The organism is Gottfriedia sp. ABJ_BB2_2 (assembly GCF_055484705.1).
The window spans coordinates 622,632-642,248 of record NZ_JBVFKR010000002.1; the positions used below are offsets into that span (position 1 = coordinate 622,632).

A 19,617-nucleotide genomic window follows, 5' to 3' on the forward strand; every position below is an offset into this window, starting at 1 on the left:
TCCTAAAGGTTACGCTTCATTTCTTAATTTACTCAAATCGTAATGCTTGAATCGGCCTCATATTAGAAGCTTTGTAAGCTGGGAATACCCCAAAAATCACCCCAACTAATAAAGAAAACGTAAATGATAAAATGATGACAGGAATTGAGAAAGAAATTGCTGTTCCTGAAATGATTGAATATATTTTCGCTAAACTTACACCTAAGCCTACCCCTATCATACCACCAAACGAGCTTAGTACGATGGATTCAATTAGAAATTGTAGTAAAATATCCATTTTTTGTGCACCAATCGCTTTTCTAATTCCAATTTCTTTTGTTCTCTCAGAAACTGAAACCAACATAATATTCATAATTCCAATTCCACCAACAACTAATGAAATACATGCTATTCCACCTAACATGATTGACATTGTATTTGATACAGAGCTGACAGTATCAATTACGTCTTGTTGATTTGTTACGCTGAAATTATCTTGGCTACCACCGAATAACACCGATAGAGAGCTCTCTATATTAGCTTTTGCAAAGTTTACTACATTTTCATTTTGTGCTTGTACATAAATTGAATTGATAGTTGTATTTTGAAGTAGTCTTTGTGCTACTTTAATAGGAAGTAATACAATATCATCACCACTTTGTCCTAAAGAACTACCACTTGATTCAAGTACTCCTACTACTTTAAATGAAGTTCCATTTATTTGTACTGACTCTCCAATTGGATTTGATAGGCCAAATAATGTTGTCGCCGTATCCGAACCTAAAATAGCAGTTTTTAATCGCTCCTCATTATCAAAATCTGTAAAAAAACGTCCTGAACTTACTTTCACATTTCTTACATCCTGATAAGAGCTAGTAGTACCTGTTACAGATACTTCTGAAGAAGTCTTTCCATTTTTAACTGTAACTCTTCCCGATACAACTGGCGCTACTTCTTTTACACTATTTAATTCTTTTAGTGTCGACAAATCCTTCTCTTTAAATGAGGTTGAGTCCGTATTATAGAAATTAACAGTTAATAAATTTGTACCAAGTTCACCAATTTGATCTGAAATTTGCTTACTTGATCCTTGGCTGATTGATACTAGGATAATCACCGATGAAACTCCTATTATCATACCTAGCATTGTTAGAAATGCTCTTAGTTTATTACTAACTATACTTTTTACTGCCATTTTGATTAATTGTGACATTCCCAAGTGGAATCCCTCCTTCCTCACTTAGGCATCCGTCCTCAATTCTTACGATCCTAGAAGCTTCTTTCGCTATCTTATCGTCATGTGTAATAAGGATAATCGTATGTCCCTCTTTATGAAGTTTTTTCATTAAATCTAATATTTCTCTACCTGTCTTTTGATCTAATGCTCCAGTAGGTTCATCTGCTAATAAAATATCTGGTCTACCTGCAAGTGCTCTGGCAATTGCCACCCTTTGTTGCTGACCACCCGAAAGCTGCGATGGAAGATGATGCATTCTCTCTTCCAATCCAACTTCTCTTAATACCTGTATTGCCATATTTGTTCGATCTTTTTGAGAAAGTCCTCTATAACTTAAAGGTAATTCAACGTTTTCTAGCGCACTTAACTTTGTTAATAGATTAAAGTTTTGAAAGATAAATCCAATTTTTTGATTTCGAATAAGTGCTAACTCTCTATCATTCATTTCCTCAATTGCTTCTCCGTCAAACAAATAACTCCCTGAATCTGGCTGATCCAAGCAACCAATCATATTCATAAAGGTAGATTTTCCTGACCCCGATGGTCCTACAATTGCTACAAAATCTCCTTTATTGATGGTGATAGAAACATTCTTTAATACTTGAAGAGTTTCTCCACCAAATTCATAATATCTGTTCATATCTGTGATTTGAATTAGATTACTTTCCACTACTATCACCACCACGAATCATCATTCTTTGACCACCCTGTCCACTTGGTCCAGTAAAGTTTCCTCCCATTTGAAATCCGCCACCTGGACCAAAGTTATTAGTATTAGATGATTGAATTTGTGGTAATACGACCTGTTGACCAGCTTGAATTCCTGATACTATTTCAACGTAGTTCTCATTTGTTATTCCGGTCTTAACTTCAACTGTACTTGTTGTTGCTTGATCTTCTGAATTCGCAGAAGAAGTATCATTAACGATCACGTATTTCACATTATTTCTTGTATTAATGGCTTCAACTGGAACATATGTCACATTTTCTTTCTTTTGAACTAAAACTGCAGATTCTGTTGTCATGCCCACTTTTAAATTATTTGATTTATTTAGTTTAACTTTTACATTAAAAGTTGAAACGCCATTTGAAACTTCTCCTTCTTTTGAAACCTCACTTACTTTCCCCTTATATGTTGTATCTGGAAAAGCACTTACATCAACCGTTACACTTTGTCCAACTTTTACTTTTGCGATATCTAATTCATCAACACCAATTGTCGTTTCTAAATTTTTATAGTCAGTAATATGCATGACAACTGTTCCTTGATTCACCATATCTCCTTCTTCAACAGCAATAGAAGTGATTGTTCCTGAAAATGGTGCTTCAATCGAATCGCTACCATCTGTAAAACTGACTAGCTCATCTCCTTCTTCTACTGTTTCATTTTTGGAAACTAGAATTTCATCGACTTCAGAATTTGTTTCTGACATCAAATCTTCACTATTCGTTGCTGCAATCGAACCTGATCCACTTACTTTTACTTCTAATGTACCTTTTTGAGCTACCTGTGTCCTTGTGATTGTTGAAGTTTCTTGTGCCTTTGGTTTTAAATAAAAATACCCGCCTGTACCCGCACAAATAATAATGACTAATATTCCTATGATCCACTTTTTCATTTTTTCTCCCCCTTAGTTATTAGATGGTTGTCCTTGATTTTGTTGATTAAACATATCACCATTAGGAGCATTGAAGTTACCACCATTAGGGAAGTTTGTTCTGATCATTTGATTTCGATTGATGTCTTTAAAGCTTAAGTATCCAATTCCAGCTAAACTAAAAATACCTATCACTAAATTTGCGATTAATAAGATTGCTAATAATTTTGGATTCATATCAAATTTTGATTTATTTCTTATGTTTTTCTCCAGTTTATTTAGCTTTTGTGTGATCTCATTTGTTTCTATGTTTTCCATAAATAACACTCCTTTTAATTGATTAATTGCATTATGTAATAGATTCCTTAATTTTTTCTTAAAATTGTTTTAGGTAATAAATTTCCCTCTAGGTTGGTCGAATCCCATGTTTTCTTTTTATTGACTCTCTATTAAACATTGATTCATAGCGAAAAATAGACAAAAAAAAGAAGCTATTTTTTAATAGCTTCTTTCACAAATTCTAGACAAAGTACAAAAACTAATGGATCAGACAGATTGATACGCTTCTTTCTTATCCGAGTTTTACTTTCCGAACTACTTGTATTTTTACGTGTTTCGGGATATCCCCTTTAATTGTTACTTCTCCATTTTGTAATTGAATCTTTGCGCCCCAACCATTTTTAAACTTTCTAATTTTCACATGCATAAGTCGAATTTCAACTAATCCTAGTCCCGATTTGTTTTTTACTTCAAGCTCTTGTGTTCTAGCATTACCAATATTATGTAGAAGAAGTTTTACTTTTAAGATTGGTTCTTCGCCACTTTTTACAATTACATATGCGTTACCCATTTCATCTTCTTTAAATTGATCGTACGATACTGAAAAACTATTTGTACTTAAGTAAATCTCTCCCTGGTCATTCACTTTATAAACTGGTGTAAACATATGTCTCTTCTCCTTGTTGTAAACTTAATTATGTATAAAACAACATATTTCCAATAAAAAATTGACGTTTAAAATAATGAATTATTTAAACGTCAACTCTAATAATTAGTATGGCTTAACTATTTAAAAATGTACTTTCCAATATTTAATGGGTTTAAATGAACTATCTTTTATTTTTGTAAACAAAGATTATATAAGTTTAGTCAATTTTATGTGTAAATGCAATTTTTAAGTACTTTTTTTCTTAAGCTTTTTTTCAAGAATTTATTGATTTTTTTTTACGTAAAACTTTGGTTTTATCCATAGATATTTCATCATAAATATGCTATTGTTCAAATGAATTATTTAAAAATTAAAAATCAACTAAATAACCAATATTTTATCAGTATTCGAACTCATTTCAATAACATTAATAAAGGAAGAAGGAAAATCAGTTGATTTACAGTAAACAAGACGTTCTTCATAATGAATCCCAGAGCATTAAAAACGGGGCTGCACAAACGATTGCACTTAGTTTGTCTAATAACTATTTCATTTTGTTTGCAATTGCAATTTTAGGTGCATCTAATTACCAAGTTAGTTTAATCTCTTCATTGCCTTCTATTGTCGGAATGGCTGCAATGCTTCCAGCTGCATTTATCGTTAATAAACTTGAAGAAAAAAGAAAATTTACAGCTTACTCCATTTTATTTACGCGTTTGTTTCTTCTTCTAATGGTATTTCTTCCGTTTATAAAATCAGATCATATCGCGTGGTTATTTGTTATTTTAATTGCAATCATGAATTTGCCAGGAACATTTATGAATTTAAGTTGGCAAGCATTTATAGGAGATTTGATACCTGCTGAACGAAGAAATCTATTTTTTGGTCAACGAAATAAAGTTTTAACATTTATCGGTATGATTGCAACGTTAATTGTAGGATTATGCATGAAAGCCTATCATTCATCTAATGCACTTCCTTATCAATTACTATTTTTAGTTGCATTTATTTTTGGGATGTTTGAGTTATATTATATTTTGAAACATAAAGAGGAGAAGTCAAATCTTCAACTAACAGAACACTATTCTCCCTTTTCAAAACATCTTTTTCAATACAAACCCTATGTAACTTTCTTAATTTGTGCGCTTTTTTTTAACTTTGCTTGGCAAATGGCATGGTCACTTTTTTCGATTTATCAAATTCGAATTGCACATGCAACTGCATTTTGGGTAAGTTTATTTACTGTAAGTAATCAATTATCGCAAATCGTTAGCTATCCTTGGTGGGCAAAAATGGCAAATCGATATAGTAACACACAACTGTTAATATGGATCTCAATTGGAATGGCTACAGCACCAATTTTAAACATTCTTTCTACAAATTTTATTTACTTATTTATCGTCAATTTCTTTTCAGGATTTTTCGTATCTGGAACTGTTTTAATTCTTTTTAATAGTTTATTAGATGCAACTGAAGAAGACCATCGTACTTCCTATATTGCTAACTACAACTTTTTGCTTTCAATTATTGCATTCATTGCACCGCAAGTTGGTGTATTTTTACTTGAATCTTATAGCATGAATTTTGCAATGGTTATTTCTACAATTTTTAGAGGTCTTGCAGGTGTACTCTTTGGTATAATGGCATATAAAATGGCACATTCAAAACAATTGGATTATAAACAAAATAAAATTTCAATGTAACATGATGATTCATTACAACTTTATTATTTCCAAGAAAAAAGAGTTCTACTTTAAGAACTCTTTTTTACTTCAATTTTTCTTAACTGCTTTGATCATTAAAAATCTTGGTTCACTTGATAATGTATGAAATGCTTTTGGATTTATATTTTTTAGTTCAGGTATAGGTTGCGGTTCTATGAGAGAAGATAACATAAAATGATTAACGGTTGATTGGATGATTTCGTGTAGTGGTCTTCTATAAAAAACTACTTCAATTTCTTTTCCTGCTTTCTTCCATTGGTCAGTGAGTAACTCTTTTGTGAAGTAATTTTCACAGGTAAATATCGTGTAATCTGAAAATGGATGATGGACTGAGAACAATAATACTCCATTTGGCTTTAGTACTCGATTAAACTCTGTAAATACTGAATTCCAATCCTTTATGTAGTGCAAGGTTAAAGAACAAATAATGATATGAAATGTTTCATTTGGGAATGGAAGTGTCTCCTCTAAATCATGACATAATATTTTAGCTTTATTTCCCACTCTTCGTTTTGCAGCTTCAACCATGCTTTGACTAATATCAATTGCAGTAACATTCGCACCTCTATTTAATAAGGCATCTGTATACCAGCCTGCTGCACAACCAGCATCTAAAATATGATATTTCTCGAGATTCTTTTCTAACTGTTCCATCATTGCAGGTCTTTCATAGTGCGTATTATATGGGCTTTCAAGGTCTACTGTGTTTTCATAAGCAACTGATAATTGATTAAAAGATTCAATCACTTGTTTTTTCATTAACACTCCTCCAATTCAGGTATCCTCTTAGTGACAATCACTACTATATCATGGTTCGAATTGTAGTAAATAGAAAAAAGAGAGTTCTACATACCTCTCTTTTTTTCGTATTATCTTATGGTTTTAAATGACTTTTATATAAGTATTACTTTTCAACCTCTTCGCGTAAGTGCTCTACAGGTATCTCATAGCATGTTAATTGTGAACCTAAAATGATACTATTTTCATTTGTAGCTTGCTGTTCTTGCCTCTTTGCATGAGCTGCTTTAAAAGAATCTGAATTTACCCATCCTTGGAAATGCTCCATTGTTTCCCAAGTTGTACAAACTCTCACTTCATCGTACTCTTCAAGATCCAATGTTTTTAAAACTTGCATACGAATAAAACCAGGAAACTTATGAATCCCTTTTGAAACTTTAAATCGCTCAACGACTTGATCTCCATGCCCTTTCACGACACGAATTGCATTGGTTGTCATAATCATTTTTTATGTCCCTCCTCTAAATGATAAAAATCTAATTACTTCTTTAACTATGTACTCGTTCACGTTCTACTTCTTTTAATTTGCCTACATTTCTGATAGGTTTAAAAAACGGTCTATCCCCGTCCTTAAATATTTCTACATCAATCTCAAATATATCATGGAACATCTCTTTGCAAATCACGTATTGTGAATTCCCATCATATTCTATGCAACCATTTTTCAAAACAATTAATCTGTCACTATATGCGGCAGCTTGGTTGATATCATGTAATACCATAACAATGGTCATACCAAAACGATCATTTAACATTTGAATCAGTTCCATTACTTCTAATTGATGCGCGATATCTAAAAATGTAGTTGGTTCATCTAATAATAACACATTTGGGCGTCCTGCAATGGCCATTGCAATCCAAGCCCTTTGTCTCTCTCCACCCGATAATGACTGAAGAAATCTAAATTCATAAGATTGTAAATTCGTCACTTCTAGTGCCCAATCAATAATCTTTTCGTCTTCAAAATCTAATTTTTGAAACCAGCCTTTATGTGGATTTCTACCGAATGAAACGAGTTCCCTAACAGTCAAATCTAATTCATTATTATGAACTTGTGGTAGCATCGATAGTTTTTTCGCTATTGCCTGCCTACTTAGATTTTTAATCTCATCTCCATCTAATAAAACTGCCCCTTCATTTGGCTTTAGTAAATTAGTCACAATCCGTAGCATTGTAGACTTTCCTGAACCATTCGGACCGATTAAACTAACAATTTCTCCATTTTTAATTTCGAAATTGATGTTATCTAGTGAAAAAGATTCTGAGTGTTTAAAGGAAACTTTTTTAGTTAAAAGCACGTGTTTTTCCTCCTTTATTTAAAATATATAAGAAGAACGGTCCACCAAGGAATGATAGTAAAACACCAACTGGTAATTCAATTGGATCAAACCAACTACGTGCAATTGTATCTGCAAATACTAAGAATACGCCTCCACCTAAAGCTGACAAAGGTAAGACATAACGGTAATCATTCCCTACAATCATTCGCATGATATGTGGAATAACTAGACCGATAAAACCAATTAATCCAGAAACACTAACTGCAATACCCGCTAAAAATGTACTGATTAGAATGAGAAAGAAACGACTACGTTCAACATTGTGCCCTAATATTTTAGCTACTTCATCACCTAAACTTAGGATTTTAATATGCTTAATGGCAAGCAGTGATAATACTAATGCTGGTATTGCGTATATTGATACCACTCTAGCTTGGTCCCATGTTACCCCAGAAATTCCACCTGCCATCCAAGGTAAAACTGCCTGCACTCTGTCACTAAATAATAGCATTAGCGCACTCATCGCTGCGCCAATTACCGAGTTAACTGCAACACCAACTAGTATAATTCTTGAAGGTGAAGAACCATTTTGCCAAGCAAGACCATAAATTAACATAGCTGTTACAAATCCACCTGAAAAAGCAGCGATTGGTAATAAAAGAATATATTGTGGGAGAACAATCATAATGATAACTGCCATAAATGCAGCACCTGCTGACACACCAATTATTCCTGGATCTGCAAGCGGATTTTTCATTACCCCTTGCATAATTGATCCCGATACGGCTAAACACATCCCAACAATTAATCCAACTATTATTCTAGGTAATCTCAAGTCCCAAACAATTGCATGAAGCATTGGATCTTTTGAATTTGTTAATCCTGCCCAAACTTCATGTAGATTTAGCTTAACACTTCCAGTAATTGTCGAATAAAGAGCAACTAACACAATTGCAACTATTAAGAAAATGTATGTTAAAACTCTTTTCTTTGTATATGGATGTACTCTTTTTTCTTTACTAATCGTTGGCTCAATTTGTGCTTCTGCTACATTTGATTGCCTTTCCATCATCCATTTCCCCCATAAAATTCAATAATTAAAAGTAGATTTCCCACAATGAGAAAGGGTGCTTTAAAGACCATTTCTCCTCTTAAAAACACCCTTTTCGAGTTCATTATTTATTTTTTTTCGCTTTTACTTTTAATAATTCTTTATTCATGTAATCCATTGCATCTGTAATTTTAATTCCTGGGCTTGAAGCAAATAAATCACTTGGTAAAAAGACGATATTTTTCTTTTTAACAGCATTTAAATTTTTCCAAGCACTAGAAGACATCAATTTAACCATTGCTGCTTTCGTTTTCTTTGGATCTGTATGCGTAATCATGAAAATAACATCTGGGTTAGAAACGATAATTTTTTCTGTACTTAAATTAGCGTAACCAGGAAAATCTTTTACTTCAGAAAAGCTAGAGGCAATATTAATTCCACCTGTTTTCTTTAAAACATCACCCGAAAATGAGCTCGGTAATGCAACTAATGAGCTAGTACCTGAACCAAATAAAATGACTGCTTTCACATTTGTTTTACTCTTACTATATTTTTTAATTCTGCTATCAATTTTTCCAGTTAATACTTTTGCTTTTTGTGCTTTATTCAGCACTTTTCCTAATAATGTAATGCTTGATTTTATATCATTTACAGATGCTCCAGAAGTAATAATGACTTTGATCCCTAAATTTTCTACTTTTTTAATATTTGCTTTAAAAGCAGTACTTGCAATGACTACATCTGGTTTTACACTAGCAATCTTTTCATAATTTGGAGAAAAAACTGTACCAATTTGTGTAATGTTTTTTAGACTTGAATCTACAGTTGAAACCGTCGTTGGTCGACCTACTATTTTAGAACCTAATGCTTTCACTGTACCAAGATCTCCTGAGCTTAATACTGCAATTCTTGTAGGGGCTTTACTAAAAGTAACTGAACGACCAGCAAAATCCTTTACCGTAATTTTTTTACTTGCTGCCTCTGTTGTAGATGTATTAAAAGCTATTAAACTAAAAGTTAATAAAACTGATAACATACTAAGTATAAATTTCTTCATGAATATATCTCCTTTGGTAATTATTAATGATTATCATTATCAATTATGCCCTTCGACTTGATATTAGATTACGTTGAGAATGATTGTCAATTACTTTTTTACATGTTCTCTGATATATCAATCGACATATTTATCTACCTATTCTTACAATCCTTAGATACTTCTAGATTTTCTTCTAAAAATTAAAAATAATAAAAATATTTATATTGCAATTGAAAATGATAATTGTTATCATTCGAATTAGCTTTTATTGAATTACATTTAAAAGCCATAATTTAAAATACTTTTGTACTCTTAGGAGGATATTCATGCAAAAACAACTGAATATTGAAACGTTTAAACAGAAATACGATGATTTTATCAATGAAACAAAAACGATCGTCATTAGCACAAAAGATCGAAATGGTGATCCTTTTATTAGTTATGCACCTTTTGTTAAACATGAAGAAAGTTTCTATATATTTATTAGTAAAATTTCAGATCACTATCAATTTATAGAAGATAATGAGAATATTTACATCATGCTAATTGCTGATGAGTCAAAATCTCCTAATCTATTTGCTAGAGAACGAGCACGTTTCCGATGTGCTTCTGAAAATATCGGAAATGAAGATCAAGAAGAAATTTTTAATAAGTTTGAACAAATTCATGGGTTACCAATGATGAATATGTTACGAGGAATTGATATGTCGCTATTTAAGCTGACACCTTCAGAGGGCCGCTATGTAATTGGCTTCGGTGCTGCATTTGACGTTGATCTTTCTGCTAATAAATTTGCCCATGTCGTTGTAGATAAAAACAAGTAATATCACAGATTATCAATACTACATAACAGACCACTTTCACATAACAACTTCTACTTAGTGAGAGTGGTTTTTATTTTGCAGAATATTTTCAAAAAACTAATTGACAATGGTTATCATTATCAATTATGATTACATCGAAAATGAGAATTATTCATCAATACACTTATGTACCTTCACTTTCATAACCATTATTTAATCTATTTATCTATTTTTGAGGGGAGAATTTCCAAATAATGAATGTAAAATCTGTTTATCATATAGCTGCTGCAGGCGCAATTATTGTTGCTGCACTTTTTACCGCTAACCCTTCTTCATCAGAAGCTGCTATTAATATTTCAAAAGTCGTTAGCGTAACAAAATCACAAATGAAAAAAGCATATAGTTCATATATCACACCACTTGAAAAGACTGGCACATTCGCTAAAAAGTCTACTGTCGTTACTGAATATAACAAAGCGAAAAAACAATACATTACAACAAAAAAGACGATTGAAAAGTATGCAAAAAGTAATAAGAAAAAATATTTAGCAGAATTAAATAGTGCATACAAAACATTCATCACAGATCGAGTAGAGCCTTACTTAAAAGCTGCTTCTGTGTATGATGCATCAACAAATATTGAAGCTCAACTTCAATCAGCTGTATTAGATGAGGATATTGAATCTTTACAAATCGCTCATGAAAAACTTGCAAAATACATTACTTCAAGACAATTTGCAACTTACGATGAAGTTTATGATTTTAAAGCGAAAAAAGCATTCTTTAATGAATTTTATGATCAGACTACTAAATATAAAAAATATAATTATGATATAAAAGTATCATATAAACTAGAGCAAGCTACTAGCCTACTAGAATCTGGAAAGTTAGAAAGTGCTTATAGTGTATTAAAGACAACTAAGCCGTTACTAAGCCATACTTCTTCAACATTCAATACAGAATTAACAAAAGAATATACAGATTTAGTTGAAGTCTATATGGATGCAACTAAACCACCTGTCGCTGAACTAAATTATATTGAAGCACTTAATGGTAAACTGACACTTGAGTTTGATATGGCAGTACAATCACTAACTACAGATAATGTAAAAGTATCTGTAATCATTAACGCAGGTTCTGAGCAAGTCATTACACCACAAAGTATAACTTTAAGTGAAGACAAAACTACTGCAACAATTACTGTTGAAAATATTAAATCCACATCAGCAGTTCAAAAAGTTGAATATTGGATTGAGTATAATGGAGAGAAATTATCCGCAGATATCATTGAGATTCCAGCTACTTAATTACTAAAACCGAGATTGCTAACTTTTCAATCTCGGTTTCTTTCATGATTATTAAACTTAATGAAGAACTGCCTATAATTGCTTTATTAAATAAAAGAAGCCTAATTTCTCAGTTTTACAATCGAGAAATTAGGCTTTATCGTCATATATTAAACTTCTTATTTGCTAGTTTTCGTAGAAATATATTTCTTAACGACTTCAAAAACATATTCCTGACATGCCGCAGCTGTGTTGGGATTGTATTTACCACCGTTCACTTTGTTATTAGATAATACTCTAATTCCTAAGAACGCAACATCGTATGCTTTAGCAATTTGTGCTGCTGAAGCACCTTCCATTTCCTCAACAGATGTACCATACTTACTATTGAACCATTTAATTCGGTCAACTTCATTGTTCCAAACGTCTGCAGAACCGATCGTTCCTTCAACAATTTTTCCCTTTGTATATGTTTCTTTCACTGCATTTGCTACAGCAAGTAACTCTTTATCGCCTTCGTAGAAACGAGGCTTTTCAGCATTAGGATCTTCCCCAGCACTACCTTCAGAAGCCATTAAGTCCATCGGCTTCCATACTGTTGGATCAATTCCTTCATTTTCTTCTTTAGATACTGTTTTTAAAGAGCCAATATTTACAGTTTTTTGTCCTAAAACAATATCAAATACATTTAAATTTGGATCATGTCCACCAGATGTTCCTTGATTGATAATAGCAATAGGGTTATATTTCTCAATCGCTACAGCAGTAGCAGCTGCAGTATTTTCCATTCCCTTACCTGTTTTTGCAACGATAACTGGATAATTATTTAAAGTTCCCTTGTAAAATACAAAACTTCCTGACTTTTCTTCTTTAACATTTTTTAATTTTTTCGCAAAATTTTCAGCTTCTATCGGCATTGGACCTTGAATAATAATAGGCTTTAACGTTTTTTTCTTAGCGATTGAAATAGTTGGTTTAGAACTAAAACCTACAAATAAAGCGAATATAAATACTGTAATAACACCTAATAAAGTGTACTTCTTTAACGGCTTACTTCCCATAACCAATCTTTCTTTCATTCTAATGTCCTCCTAGATGTTTGTTATACTCGAGGCTTTGTCCCAATGAAAAAAGTCTAGAAAATGTAGAAAATACCTACTTTCTAGACCTACGATAGTTAAAGTATACATAATAAAGCAAACAAGAAAAATGAATGCAAAACCATGTCACCAGTGGTACACAACCAAGATGCTCTATACTTTAACTCGTAGTCTAGTTCTTTTTAGTGGGAACCAGGTAGAGACGCTCAGACCATATTACCGAGCATATACGAGTAACGATTTGTAAAGATTATTACTTTGATAATATAACAAACTTATCAATGGAATACAATGAAAAAGTGAATAATATTACTGATATATTTGCTTATCGTTCGTATTTAACGTATATATTAAGCGAAATTTGGTTTTTACACACTATATTTTTACATTTTTAATTAATTGCTACTAAATCCAAACAATGACATGATGTAATATTTCTTTACTTTTTTACTAGTAATCAAATTAATTCATTATTATTTCTCTTGCTACAACATAAATTTGTTAATATTAAAGAAAAAAAACAAGGAAGGGATCCTGATATGACAATTACATTCAGATTTTATGAGAACTCTTCAGACCTTGATTTGCAATATTCTTTTTGGAATAACATGACCATAAACTTACCATATGCATGGAAGCCAACATTATCTCCTAAATTATATGAGTCTCAAAAAGAGTTTAATGAAAAGTCACGTGTATTCGCTTTTGAAAATGAAAATTTAATTGGCTATATGAGCTTTTCAGGAAAAGGTGATTTTGTTTCACTAGGATACCCTTGGGTTTTACCAGAATATGAAGGTTCAGCAGTTCAGGATGAATTATTTGAGAAAGTATTCAATTTTGCTAAGAGTGATGAGTATGGTGGAAAAGTCTTTGCACAGAGATTTAGAAGCCAATGGAATAAGCAAATAGATTATTTTTTATCAAAGGGATTCCAAATTACAAGTCAGTCTCAAATAATAGGAGCACAATATCCCATATTATTAAAAAATATTCAACAGATTCCAGACTTCTCTTTTGAAATAAAAGATAACTTTCATTTTGATGAATGGAAAAATATAAAAACGAAGCAGCAAGCATTAACGAATGAACAACTCTCAATGTTAAGTGAATATTACGGTTCAATAGAATTTGACTATGCATTGGAATGTAAAATTGCGGATGAACCAATTGCCTATTTTGGTATGACAATTCGAGCTGATACAAATTATTCAGAAATACTTGCAGTAGCACTAGACCAGAAAGCTATCCCTTATTTTTATGACTTACTAACACTAGTACATAATGAAAATATTAAGCGAAAAGTAAAAACTGTTACGATGTCGAAATCCCATCTTCCAAAAGGAATTATTCTAGAAAAATTAGGTTTTACTGCTTTAACTGAAGATGTCATGATGTATTTGAGGAAAGAACAACAAGTATAAATTTGCCAGGCAAATCCGTTTACTTAATTTAATTAAAAAGCAAAGCCTAAGTATCTCTATTTAAAGTGAGACTTAGGCTTTGTTTGTTTTTAGTATAACGATTCCCTTTTTTCTACGGTGCAAACGTAATGATGTTTAAGTCACGATTGATTGCTATAGCAGAAGTAATATTCGTAGCTGTTGTTACAATTATTCTTACACTATAAGTGGAAGTGGCATTAGCAGGTGGAACATTAACCTGCGTTGTAGCTAAAGGAAACCTCTGCGTACCTGCTGTTGGATAATTTGTTTGGACAAATCAAATAATACTTGTCCAAAATTTTTAACCCTTAGATTACTTATTTCTAACCTGGATTCATGACTTTCAAATGAAATTTGATATTTGTAATAAATTATTACTTTGATATAAAATCCAAAATTAACTTAAATAATTGAATATAACTTTTCTAATTAGGTAGATAATAAGTTAAAAAGGTGTGTCTCGATGGACTTTCCTACGATTCAAACAAATTTTTGGGATGCTGTTCTTGCTGTTCCCATCGTAATGGTGGTCACCCAACTACTTAAAATATTTTTAAGAATAAAGAAACCATATGTACCGATGCTAGCCCTAGTATTGGGGCTTTGTTTTTCCATATTCATTAGTCATAGACAACATTTGTTTTCCGGTATTTTTATGGGGTGGTTTTACGGTTATGCAGCAATCGGTTCATATGCTTCCTTAAAAACATCAATCCTCTCGTTTAGAAAAGAAAATAATAGTGAATAGCTTTGGAAAATAAAAAATAGAGTTGCTCAGGCAACTCTATTTTTTATTTTCATTTAGATGAAAGAAGATTTACTATATCTTGTTATTCAAAACCATAAAGTCTTTACTCACTATCTCGTTTCCGTTAAGTAAGATGGTTATGGTGTGCATTCCACTATAGTGCTTTCTAGTAGATAAGTCTTTAAAAGAATGGGTTTTATTGTAGTGTAATGGTTTCATTTGATCAACTTGATTCTCACTTACTTTAAATATTTTCTTTGAACGACTACCATTTGCTTTCACATAATCAATTTTATATTCAATACGAATTTTGGAAGGCGTTGTTAGGTTACTTGTCACTTTAAACGAGAAGTGCAAGTCTTCTCCAATACTTAATTTCTCAGGACTTAATGTAAAATCTTCAATCGAAACAAAAGCAGCTGTCTCAAACCCAAAGATCGACATAGCTTCTTTATTCCCTTGTTTTAATAATGTTCTACATGCATGCTTTACAATCCAGTTTGTATATATATTTGTTCCGTACCAACTTTTTGCAAGATTTAATACAAGATCCGGATGGTCTCTTGAAATGTCATTTATATTATTCGCTACACTTTTTCGAACATAAAGAGATTCATCTTCTTTTAAATTCTCTAAGATTGGTAAAATTGGAGATGGATCATTTTTTAGACTTCTTAGCACCATTCCCCATGGTAATCTAGGGCGGCTCCCTTCACTTGCTAATCTTCTTACATGTTCATTTGGATGTTTAGACCATTCTAACATTTGAGCCATCATTTTTTCTTCATCTTCAACAATAAAAGGTCTAACTGCAAACTCCGATGTAGAGTGTTGAGTAAACAATGCTAGGGCTTCAATAGATGAATCCCAGTTTGCTAGACCATAAACTTCTACAAAATCTGGAAAGAAGATACAGCCTAAGTTATTTTTAGGAAACCTATTTACAATTTGCTTTAGTATGCCAAGCGCTTCAAGATAATCTTTTGGTAAAGTAGTACCTAAACAAAGTGTGATATGTCTCATTCTTTCCTTCAATGTTTTTTCAACCCATTGTTCATTGAAAACTAATTCAGTAAAAGTCTTATCCTCAAAATTTGGATAAACTTCTTTAATTGACTGAGCAATTTTAGATATAAAGTCTTCGTTATAAATATCTTTTAAAGCGTTAGCCATATACATTCTCCATTAACTTTATTTAAATTCACCTAATAGTGTAATTTGTTGCGAAATACATTCCCGTACTTTTTGAAAATGATTCCGATCAACAACTGCCAAAACACAAGTAGCTGGGCCTGCTGATTTTTCTAATAAAGTAGGATCATTCTCATAAATTTGAATCTCCTTATTATGTGTTTGGCTTAATTGTTTTAATTCATAATTCACACCCTGGGATCCAACAGGCAAAATATCCTTAACATTCGGCAGAACTGTTAACTGTTTTAACGATTGAAAGCTAACGATTTCATTTAAATTTTCATTCATATCAATTAAAACTTCTGGTCCAACTTTAGGATATCCAATTAAGATAACTACATCACCCTTATTTACAATTGGCCTTTCAAAAGGATTATAGATTTCTCCGATTACTGTAATACCTAATGCTGTTTGTAAAGTAGGAATATTTTCTTCTGTACTACCAGTAATGTTTATATCTAGCGCATCATTAAAAAATTGAACTTCATTATACTCTTTAATCGCCTGTTTAATACCCGTTAAAATACGTTGTCCCCTATCTTCCATCTCAACACATAAAGTATTAATTAGCAAAGTCGGTTTTGCACGAAATGCTAATGTTTCAAATAAGCAAACGCGTGAAGTTAAATAACCAACGATTGACTCTTCTACCTTTACAATATCTAAGTCACTCATTCCAATTCCACCGCAACTATCACAAGCAATTGTAAAATATCTGGATTTGTCGATTTGTAATAAGGTCAAATCTCTATACTTGGATACGTGCACGATTCATCACCCTTTGAATTATGTATGCAAAAATAATGTTTACCGCCGAAACTAGTGTTAAAGGAAGTACCATTAACTTAAAAAAGCCAATGACTGTCATCGTGTCATTTAGGTATGCAAATAAAATACCACTTAAAAAAGTTGCGATTGGACCATTTAACAAAATCGCTATGCCAATGGCGATTACACGTTTTGAGCGTTTATATAACACTCCAAATAGCCAAACGATACAAAACATTTGAAATGCAATCAATATATGCATCGGTACTGTCAGTGGAAAACCAGATGTAAATGAAGAAAGTAAATGTCCTATTGCTCCAACAATGGCACCTGCCATTGGAGATAAAAGCATGGCTGCTAAAAATGCTGGCATAGAATCTAGCGCAAACGTAGAAAAAATTTTAATGTTAGACAATACTGCACTAATTGAAATAAAAAGTGAAAGTACGACAAGTCTTCTAATCTCCAAATTCCTCATCCCCATATTTCATTTGACTTATATTTTTGATATATCCAAATCCATTATCATAAGCTATTTCTATCACACACCCATTACTTGTATAAAACTTCCAAAATTCCTTTAAGTCTAAATCCAATAATGCTAGTATAATTAATTTTATAATGCCACCATGTGATACAATGACTGCATCTTTATTCCTACTGATTAAATCCTTACAAAATGCACTTACCCGTTTAAAACAAATGCTTAAACTTTCACCATTTGGAATTTGAAAATTTATGCTATCTTGAAACCATGACTCTACTAGATCTGGATATATTTGAATTAATTCTTCATATGTTTTATCTTCAAATATTCCAAAATTCGTTTCACTTAACCTTGAATCTATGATTTTAGTAGTCTGTAGTAGTCTTTCAATTTCGTCTGCTAGCCTCGTACATCTTTGAAGTGGGCTAGAATATAATGAAAAATTCGATGTAGGAGAAAGTATCTGGAAAAGCTTCATCATAACTTCTACAACTTGCTGTTCCCCATGCTCTGTTAACGCATAATCTGTTAATCCAGCATATACCTTTTTCAAATTCCCTTCACTTTCAGTATGTCTTACTAAAAATATCTTCATATGAATTTACCACCAATTAGGACAAGGCATAAAAAGCACAACTGAGAAAATTCAATTGAAAACCCAATGATATCCCCTGTTATTCCATCAAGTTTACGATTGATTCTTTTAATAACCGAAATCATGATTAAGTATGTAAAAATTAGTGCTACAATCACCTCTAACTGGTGAAAAACAATACTTCCTATACAAATAAGGACTATAAATAAAATGAAAACAATTAATGACTTTGTATTTTTTGCCTCTAATATAAACTGATTTCCAAAGCCTTCTTTTCTAGCATAAGTACTCATTCGACACGTCCATAATGCAATCCAGCGACCTATAATTGGAAATAAAATGATTGCAAAATTAGTGCTTTTAGATAAAAATAACCAATCGCCTAATAAAAGTACGATTAACGAAACAACGCCAAATGTTCCAATTCGACTATCTTTCATAATTTCTAGTATTCTCTCTTTAGATCGATGACTAAAAATACCATCACAAGTATCAGCAACACCATCAAGATGTAATCCACCAGTTAAAAAAATATAGAATAAAATGATTAAAAAAGCACTAATTTCATTCTCTATATTTAGTAACTGCAAAAGCATATGTAATCCACCTAATAAACAGCCAAATATTATACCTATTAAAGGAAGTAGTCTAATTCCTTTTCCAAGCTCTGATTCTATAAATTGAACATTCTTTACTGGAATGGTTGAAAAAAAACTAAGGATCATTTTAAATCGATTCATTATTTTACCTCTATTTAATTCGTAATGGAATACCGGCTGTTACGAGTATTACTTCAGTTGCTTTAGAAGCAATCAGTTGATTCATTCGTCCTGCAATATCTCTAAAAATAATACCTAAACGATATGAGGGTACAAGACCAAAACCAACCTCATTAGATACAATACATAATGTTTTTTTATTTCGCTCACATACATCAATTAGCTTTAAAACCTCTTCTTTAATACTACTTTCAAGCTGTTCAATTTCGTCATTTGTAATATGGTCAAAATCAGTATAACCATCAAACATGATATTTGTAATCATAATCGTTAAGCAATCAAGTAAAATATGATTTACTTCTTTAAATGTAGGATTCACGTCTAGTAAGTGAAAATCCTTATACTGCTCAATTGTATGCCATTCTTTTTCCCGATCTTGTTGATGTCGCTTAATTCGGTCGGTCATATCCCCATCGATAGGCATTGCAGTTGCAATATATAAAACATCATTCGTTCTTTCTTGTATTTCTTTCATCCGTTTTTCAGCATACGAACTCTTTCCACTACGTGCGCCACCAATTACAAAAATCAAACTGATTCACCTCGAATAATCTCAACTTTTCGTAAAAAACAAATACCCCCTAAAGGGGTACGAACTGATTGTTTGTTAAAATAATCGTAAGCTACTTCCTGAAACCTCGTCAAGGACTTATGAAAGTCTCAGATGATTTTTCTTGACTGATTGGTGCATTTTATCAGTTGTTTTTAACCGGTTTTTTTTCATAAAAAAGGTTCTATTCTATAAGGTTGTTTCTTTTGAGATATAAATCGACTATCA

Annotated in this window: 22 protein-coding genes and 1 riboswitch; of the genes, 5 read left to right on the forward strand and 17 right to left on the reverse strand. The window is 31.9% G+C overall.

The genetic code is table 11. The features are described 5' to 3' along the window. Window positions 1–28: 28 nt before the first annotated feature. The 5 genes from ACX6U0_RS08050 to ACX6U0_RS08070 form a co-directional block, all read right to left on the reverse strand. The gene (locus tag ACX6U0_RS08050; RefSeq protein ID WP_464959568.1) at window positions 29–1,192 is read right to left on the reverse strand and encodes an ABC transporter permease; all 1,164 of its coding nucleotides are present in this window, start codon (window positions 1,190–1,192) and stop codon (window positions 29–31) included. Beyond that, window positions 1,152–1,886, reverse strand: coding sequence for an ABC transporter ATP-binding protein (locus ACX6U0_RS08055; protein ID WP_464959437.1), 735 nt, complete (start codon window positions 1,884–1,886; stop codon window positions 1,152–1,154). Before ACX6U0_RS08055 ends, ACX6U0_RS08050 begins: the two co-directional genes overlap by 41 nt. Further along, window positions 1,876–2,835, reverse strand: a complete 960-nt coding sequence (locus ACX6U0_RS08060; RefSeq protein ID WP_464959438.1) for an efflux RND transporter periplasmic adaptor subunit — start codon at window positions 2,833–2,835, stop codon at window positions 1,876–1,878. Before ACX6U0_RS08060 ends, ACX6U0_RS08055 begins: the two co-directional genes overlap by 11 nt. 12 nt (window positions 2,836–2,847) lie before the next feature. Further along, window positions 2,848–3,132, reverse strand: coding sequence for a hypothetical protein (locus ACX6U0_RS08065; protein ID WP_464959439.1), 285 nt, complete (start codon window positions 3,130–3,132; stop codon window positions 2,848–2,850). A gap of 253 nt (window positions 3,133–3,385) precedes the next feature. After that, window positions 3,386–3,760 (reverse strand): hypothetical protein, encoded by a 375-nt coding sequence (locus ACX6U0_RS08070; protein ID WP_464959440.1) that lies wholly within the window; start codon window positions 3,758–3,760, stop codon window positions 3,386–3,388. A gap of 434 nt (window positions 3,761–4,194) precedes the next feature. On the opposite strand from ACX6U0_RS08070, the gene ACX6U0_RS08075 reads away from it, so the two are divergent. Further along, window positions 4,195–5,445: an MFS transporter gene (locus tag ACX6U0_RS08075; protein WP_464959441.1), complete on the forward strand. Its 1,251-nt coding sequence runs from the start codon at window positions 4,195–4,197 to the stop codon at window positions 5,443–5,445. A gap of 69 nt (window positions 5,446–5,514) precedes the next feature. Here the strand turns inward: ACX6U0_RS08075 and ACX6U0_RS08080 are convergent, their stop codons facing one another. The 5 genes from ACX6U0_RS08080 to ACX6U0_RS08100 all read right to left on the reverse strand — a co-directional run bounded on the left by ACX6U0_RS08080 (window position 5,515) and on the right by ACX6U0_RS08100 (window position 9,652). Beyond that, window positions 5,515–6,225: a class I SAM-dependent methyltransferase gene (locus tag ACX6U0_RS08080; RefSeq protein ID WP_464959442.1), complete on the reverse strand. Its 711-nt coding sequence runs from the start codon at window positions 6,223–6,225 to the stop codon at window positions 5,515–5,517. Between the two features lie 145 nt (window positions 6,226–6,370). After that, window positions 6,371–6,709: an antibiotic biosynthesis monooxygenase gene (locus ACX6U0_RS08085; RefSeq protein WP_464959443.1), complete on the reverse strand. Its 339-nt coding sequence runs from the start codon at window positions 6,707–6,709 to the stop codon at window positions 6,371–6,373. A 43-nt stretch (window positions 6,710–6,752) separates the two neighbouring features. Further along, complete coding sequence (locus ACX6U0_RS08090) at window positions 6,753–7,562, reverse strand: ABC transporter ATP-binding protein (protein WP_464959444.1); 810 nt, start codon at window positions 7,560–7,562, stop codon at window positions 6,753–6,755. Then, window positions 7,549–8,613 (reverse strand): FecCD family ABC transporter permease, encoded by a 1,065-nt coding sequence (locus ACX6U0_RS08095; RefSeq protein WP_464959569.1) that lies wholly within the window; start codon window positions 8,611–8,613, stop codon window positions 7,549–7,551. The genes ACX6U0_RS08090 and ACX6U0_RS08095 overlap by 14 nt, the downstream gene beginning before the upstream one ends. A gap of 106 nt (window positions 8,614–8,719) precedes the next feature. Next, on the reverse strand, window positions 8,720–9,652 hold the full coding sequence (locus ACX6U0_RS08100) for an ABC transporter substrate-binding protein (protein ID WP_464959445.1): 933 nt from the start codon (window positions 9,650–9,652) through the stop codon (window positions 8,720–8,722). Window positions 9,653–9,960: 308 nt separating this feature from the next. Here ACX6U0_RS08100 and ACX6U0_RS08105 point away from each other — a divergent pair, with 308 nt between their 5' ends. Beyond that, window positions 9,961–10,458, forward strand: a complete 498-nt coding sequence (locus ACX6U0_RS08105; RefSeq protein ID WP_464959446.1) for a HugZ family pyridoxamine 5'-phosphate oxidase — start codon at window positions 9,961–9,963, stop codon at window positions 10,456–10,458. A gap of 233 nt (window positions 10,459–10,691) precedes the next feature. After that, window positions 10,692–11,744 carry a Surface layer protein gene (locus ACX6U0_RS08110; RefSeq protein ID WP_464959447.1) on the forward strand — a complete coding sequence of 351 codons (1,053 nt, stop codon included), beginning with the start codon at window positions 10,692–10,694 and terminating at the stop codon, window positions 11,742–11,744. 158 nt (window positions 11,745–11,902) lie between these two features. On the opposite strand, the gene ACX6U0_RS08115 is transcribed toward ACX6U0_RS08110, so the two are convergent. Continuing rightward, window positions 11,903–12,802, reverse strand: a complete 900-nt coding sequence (locus tag ACX6U0_RS08115) for a 5'-methylthioadenosine/S-adenosylhomocysteine nucleosidase (protein WP_464959448.1) — start codon at window positions 12,800–12,802, stop codon at window positions 11,903–11,905. Window positions 12,803–12,971: 169 nt separating this feature from the next. Beyond that, window positions 12,972–13,076, reverse strand: a riboswitch (purine riboswitch). A gap of 286 nt (window positions 13,077–13,362) precedes the next feature. Here ACX6U0_RS08115 and ACX6U0_RS08120 point away from each other — a divergent pair. After that, window positions 13,363–14,247, forward strand: coding sequence for a hypothetical protein (locus ACX6U0_RS08120; protein ID WP_464959449.1), 885 nt, complete (start codon window positions 13,363–13,365; stop codon window positions 14,245–14,247). Window positions 14,248–14,731: 484 nt separating this feature from the next. Then, complete coding sequence (locus ACX6U0_RS08125) at window positions 14,732–15,016, forward strand: hypothetical protein (RefSeq protein WP_464959450.1); 285 nt, start codon at window positions 14,732–14,734, stop codon at window positions 15,014–15,016. A gap of 72 nt (window positions 15,017–15,088) precedes the next feature. On the opposite strand, the gene ACX6U0_RS08130 is transcribed toward ACX6U0_RS08125, so the two are convergent. The 6 genes from ACX6U0_RS08130 to cobU are packed head-to-tail and all read right to left on the reverse strand — an operon-like array spanning window position 15,089 to window position 19,371. After that, on the reverse strand, window positions 15,089–16,189 hold the full coding sequence (locus ACX6U0_RS08130; RefSeq protein ID WP_464959451.1) for a DNA alkylation repair protein: 1,101 nt from the start codon (window positions 16,187–16,189) through the stop codon (window positions 15,089–15,091). Window positions 16,190–16,207: 18 nt separating this feature from the next. Then, entirely contained in the window at window positions 16,208–16,978 is a 771-nt protein-coding gene (locus tag ACX6U0_RS08135; protein ID WP_464959452.1) for an AIR synthase related protein, read from the reverse strand. Beyond that, entirely contained in the window at window positions 16,959–17,447 is a 489-nt protein-coding gene (locus ACX6U0_RS08140; RefSeq protein WP_464959453.1) for an ECF transporter S component, read from the reverse strand. Before ACX6U0_RS08140 ends, ACX6U0_RS08135 begins: the two co-directional genes overlap by 20 nt. Continuing rightward, window positions 17,437–18,060, reverse strand: a complete 624-nt coding sequence (locus tag ACX6U0_RS08145; protein WP_464959454.1) for a histidine phosphatase family protein — start codon at window positions 18,058–18,060, stop codon at window positions 17,437–17,439. The genes ACX6U0_RS08140 and ACX6U0_RS08145 overlap by 11 nt, the downstream gene beginning before the upstream one ends. Further along, window positions 18,057–18,800, reverse strand: coding sequence for an adenosylcobinamide-GDP ribazoletransferase (gene cobS / locus ACX6U0_RS08150; protein ID WP_464959455.1), 744 nt, complete (start codon window positions 18,798–18,800; stop codon window positions 18,057–18,059). Before cobS ends, ACX6U0_RS08145 begins: the two co-directional genes overlap by 4 nt. Window positions 18,801–18,810: 10 nt before the next feature. After that, on the reverse strand, window positions 18,811–19,371 hold the full coding sequence (gene cobU, locus ACX6U0_RS08155) for a bifunctional adenosylcobinamide kinase/adenosylcobinamide-phosphate guanylyltransferase (protein ID WP_464959456.1): 561 nt from the start codon (window positions 19,369–19,371) through the stop codon (window positions 18,811–18,813). Between the last annotated feature and the right edge of the window lie 246 nt (window positions 19,372–19,617).

What these genes read in the sequence shown, in the direction of transcription:
- ACX6U0_RS08050 (WP_464959568.1), bottom strand. Translation starts at nt 1,192, where the DNA reads ATGTCACAATTAATCAAAATGGCAGTAAAAAGTATAGTTAGTAATAAA.
- ACX6U0_RS08060 (WP_464959438.1), bottom strand. Translation starts at nt 2,835, where the DNA reads ATGAAAAAGTGGATCATAGGAATATTAGTCATTATTATTTGTGCGGGT.
- ACX6U0_RS08065 (WP_464959439.1), bottom strand. Translation starts at nt 3,132, where the DNA reads ATGGAAAACATAGAAACAAATGAGATCACACAAAAGCTAAATAAACTG.
- ACX6U0_RS08070 (WP_464959440.1), bottom strand. Translation starts at nt 3,760, where the DNA reads ATGTTTACACCAGTTTATAAAGTGAATGACCAGGGAGAGATTTACTTA.
- ACX6U0_RS08080 (WP_464959442.1), bottom strand. Translation starts at nt 6,225, where the DNA reads ATGAAAAAACAAGTGATTGAATCTTTTAATCAATTATCAGTTGCTTAT.
- ACX6U0_RS08085 (WP_464959443.1), bottom strand. Translation starts at nt 6,709, where the DNA reads ATGATTATGACAACCAATGCAATTCGTGTCGTGAAAGGGCATGGAGAT.
- ACX6U0_RS08095 (WP_464959569.1), bottom strand. Translation starts at nt 8,613, where the DNA reads ATGGAAAGGCAATCAAATGTAGCAGAAGCACAAATTGAGCCAACGATT.
- ACX6U0_RS08100 (WP_464959445.1), bottom strand. Translation starts at nt 9,652, where the DNA reads ATGAAGAAATTTATACTTAGTATGTTATCAGTTTTATTAACTTTTAGT.
- ACX6U0_RS08105 (WP_464959446.1), top strand. Translation starts at nt 9,961, where the DNA reads ATGCAAAAACAACTGAATATTGAAACGTTTAAACAGAAATACGATGAT.
- ACX6U0_RS08110 (WP_464959447.1), top strand. Translation starts at nt 10,692, where the DNA reads ATGAATGTAAAATCTGTTTATCATATAGCTGCTGCAGGCGCAATTATT.
- ACX6U0_RS08115 (WP_464959448.1), bottom strand. Translation starts at nt 12,802, where the DNA reads ATGAAAGAAAGATTGGTTATGGGAAGTAAGCCGTTAAAGAAGTACACT.
- ACX6U0_RS08120 (WP_464959449.1), top strand. Translation starts at nt 13,363, where the DNA reads ATGACAATTACATTCAGATTTTATGAGAACTCTTCAGACCTTGATTTG.
- ACX6U0_RS08125 (WP_464959450.1), top strand. Translation starts at nt 14,732, where the DNA reads ATGGACTTTCCTACGATTCAAACAAATTTTTGGGATGCTGTTCTTGCT.
- ACX6U0_RS08130 (WP_464959451.1), bottom strand. Translation starts at nt 16,189, where the DNA reads ATGGCTAACGCTTTAAAAGATATTTATAACGAAGACTTTATATCTAAA.
- ACX6U0_RS08145 (WP_464959454.1), bottom strand. Translation starts at nt 18,060, where the DNA reads ATGAAGATATTTTTAGTAAGACATACTGAAAGTGAAGGGAATTTGAAA.
- cobS (WP_464959455.1), bottom strand. Translation starts at nt 18,800, where the DNA reads ATGAATCGATTTAAAATGATCCTTAGTTTTTTTTCAACCATTCCAGTA.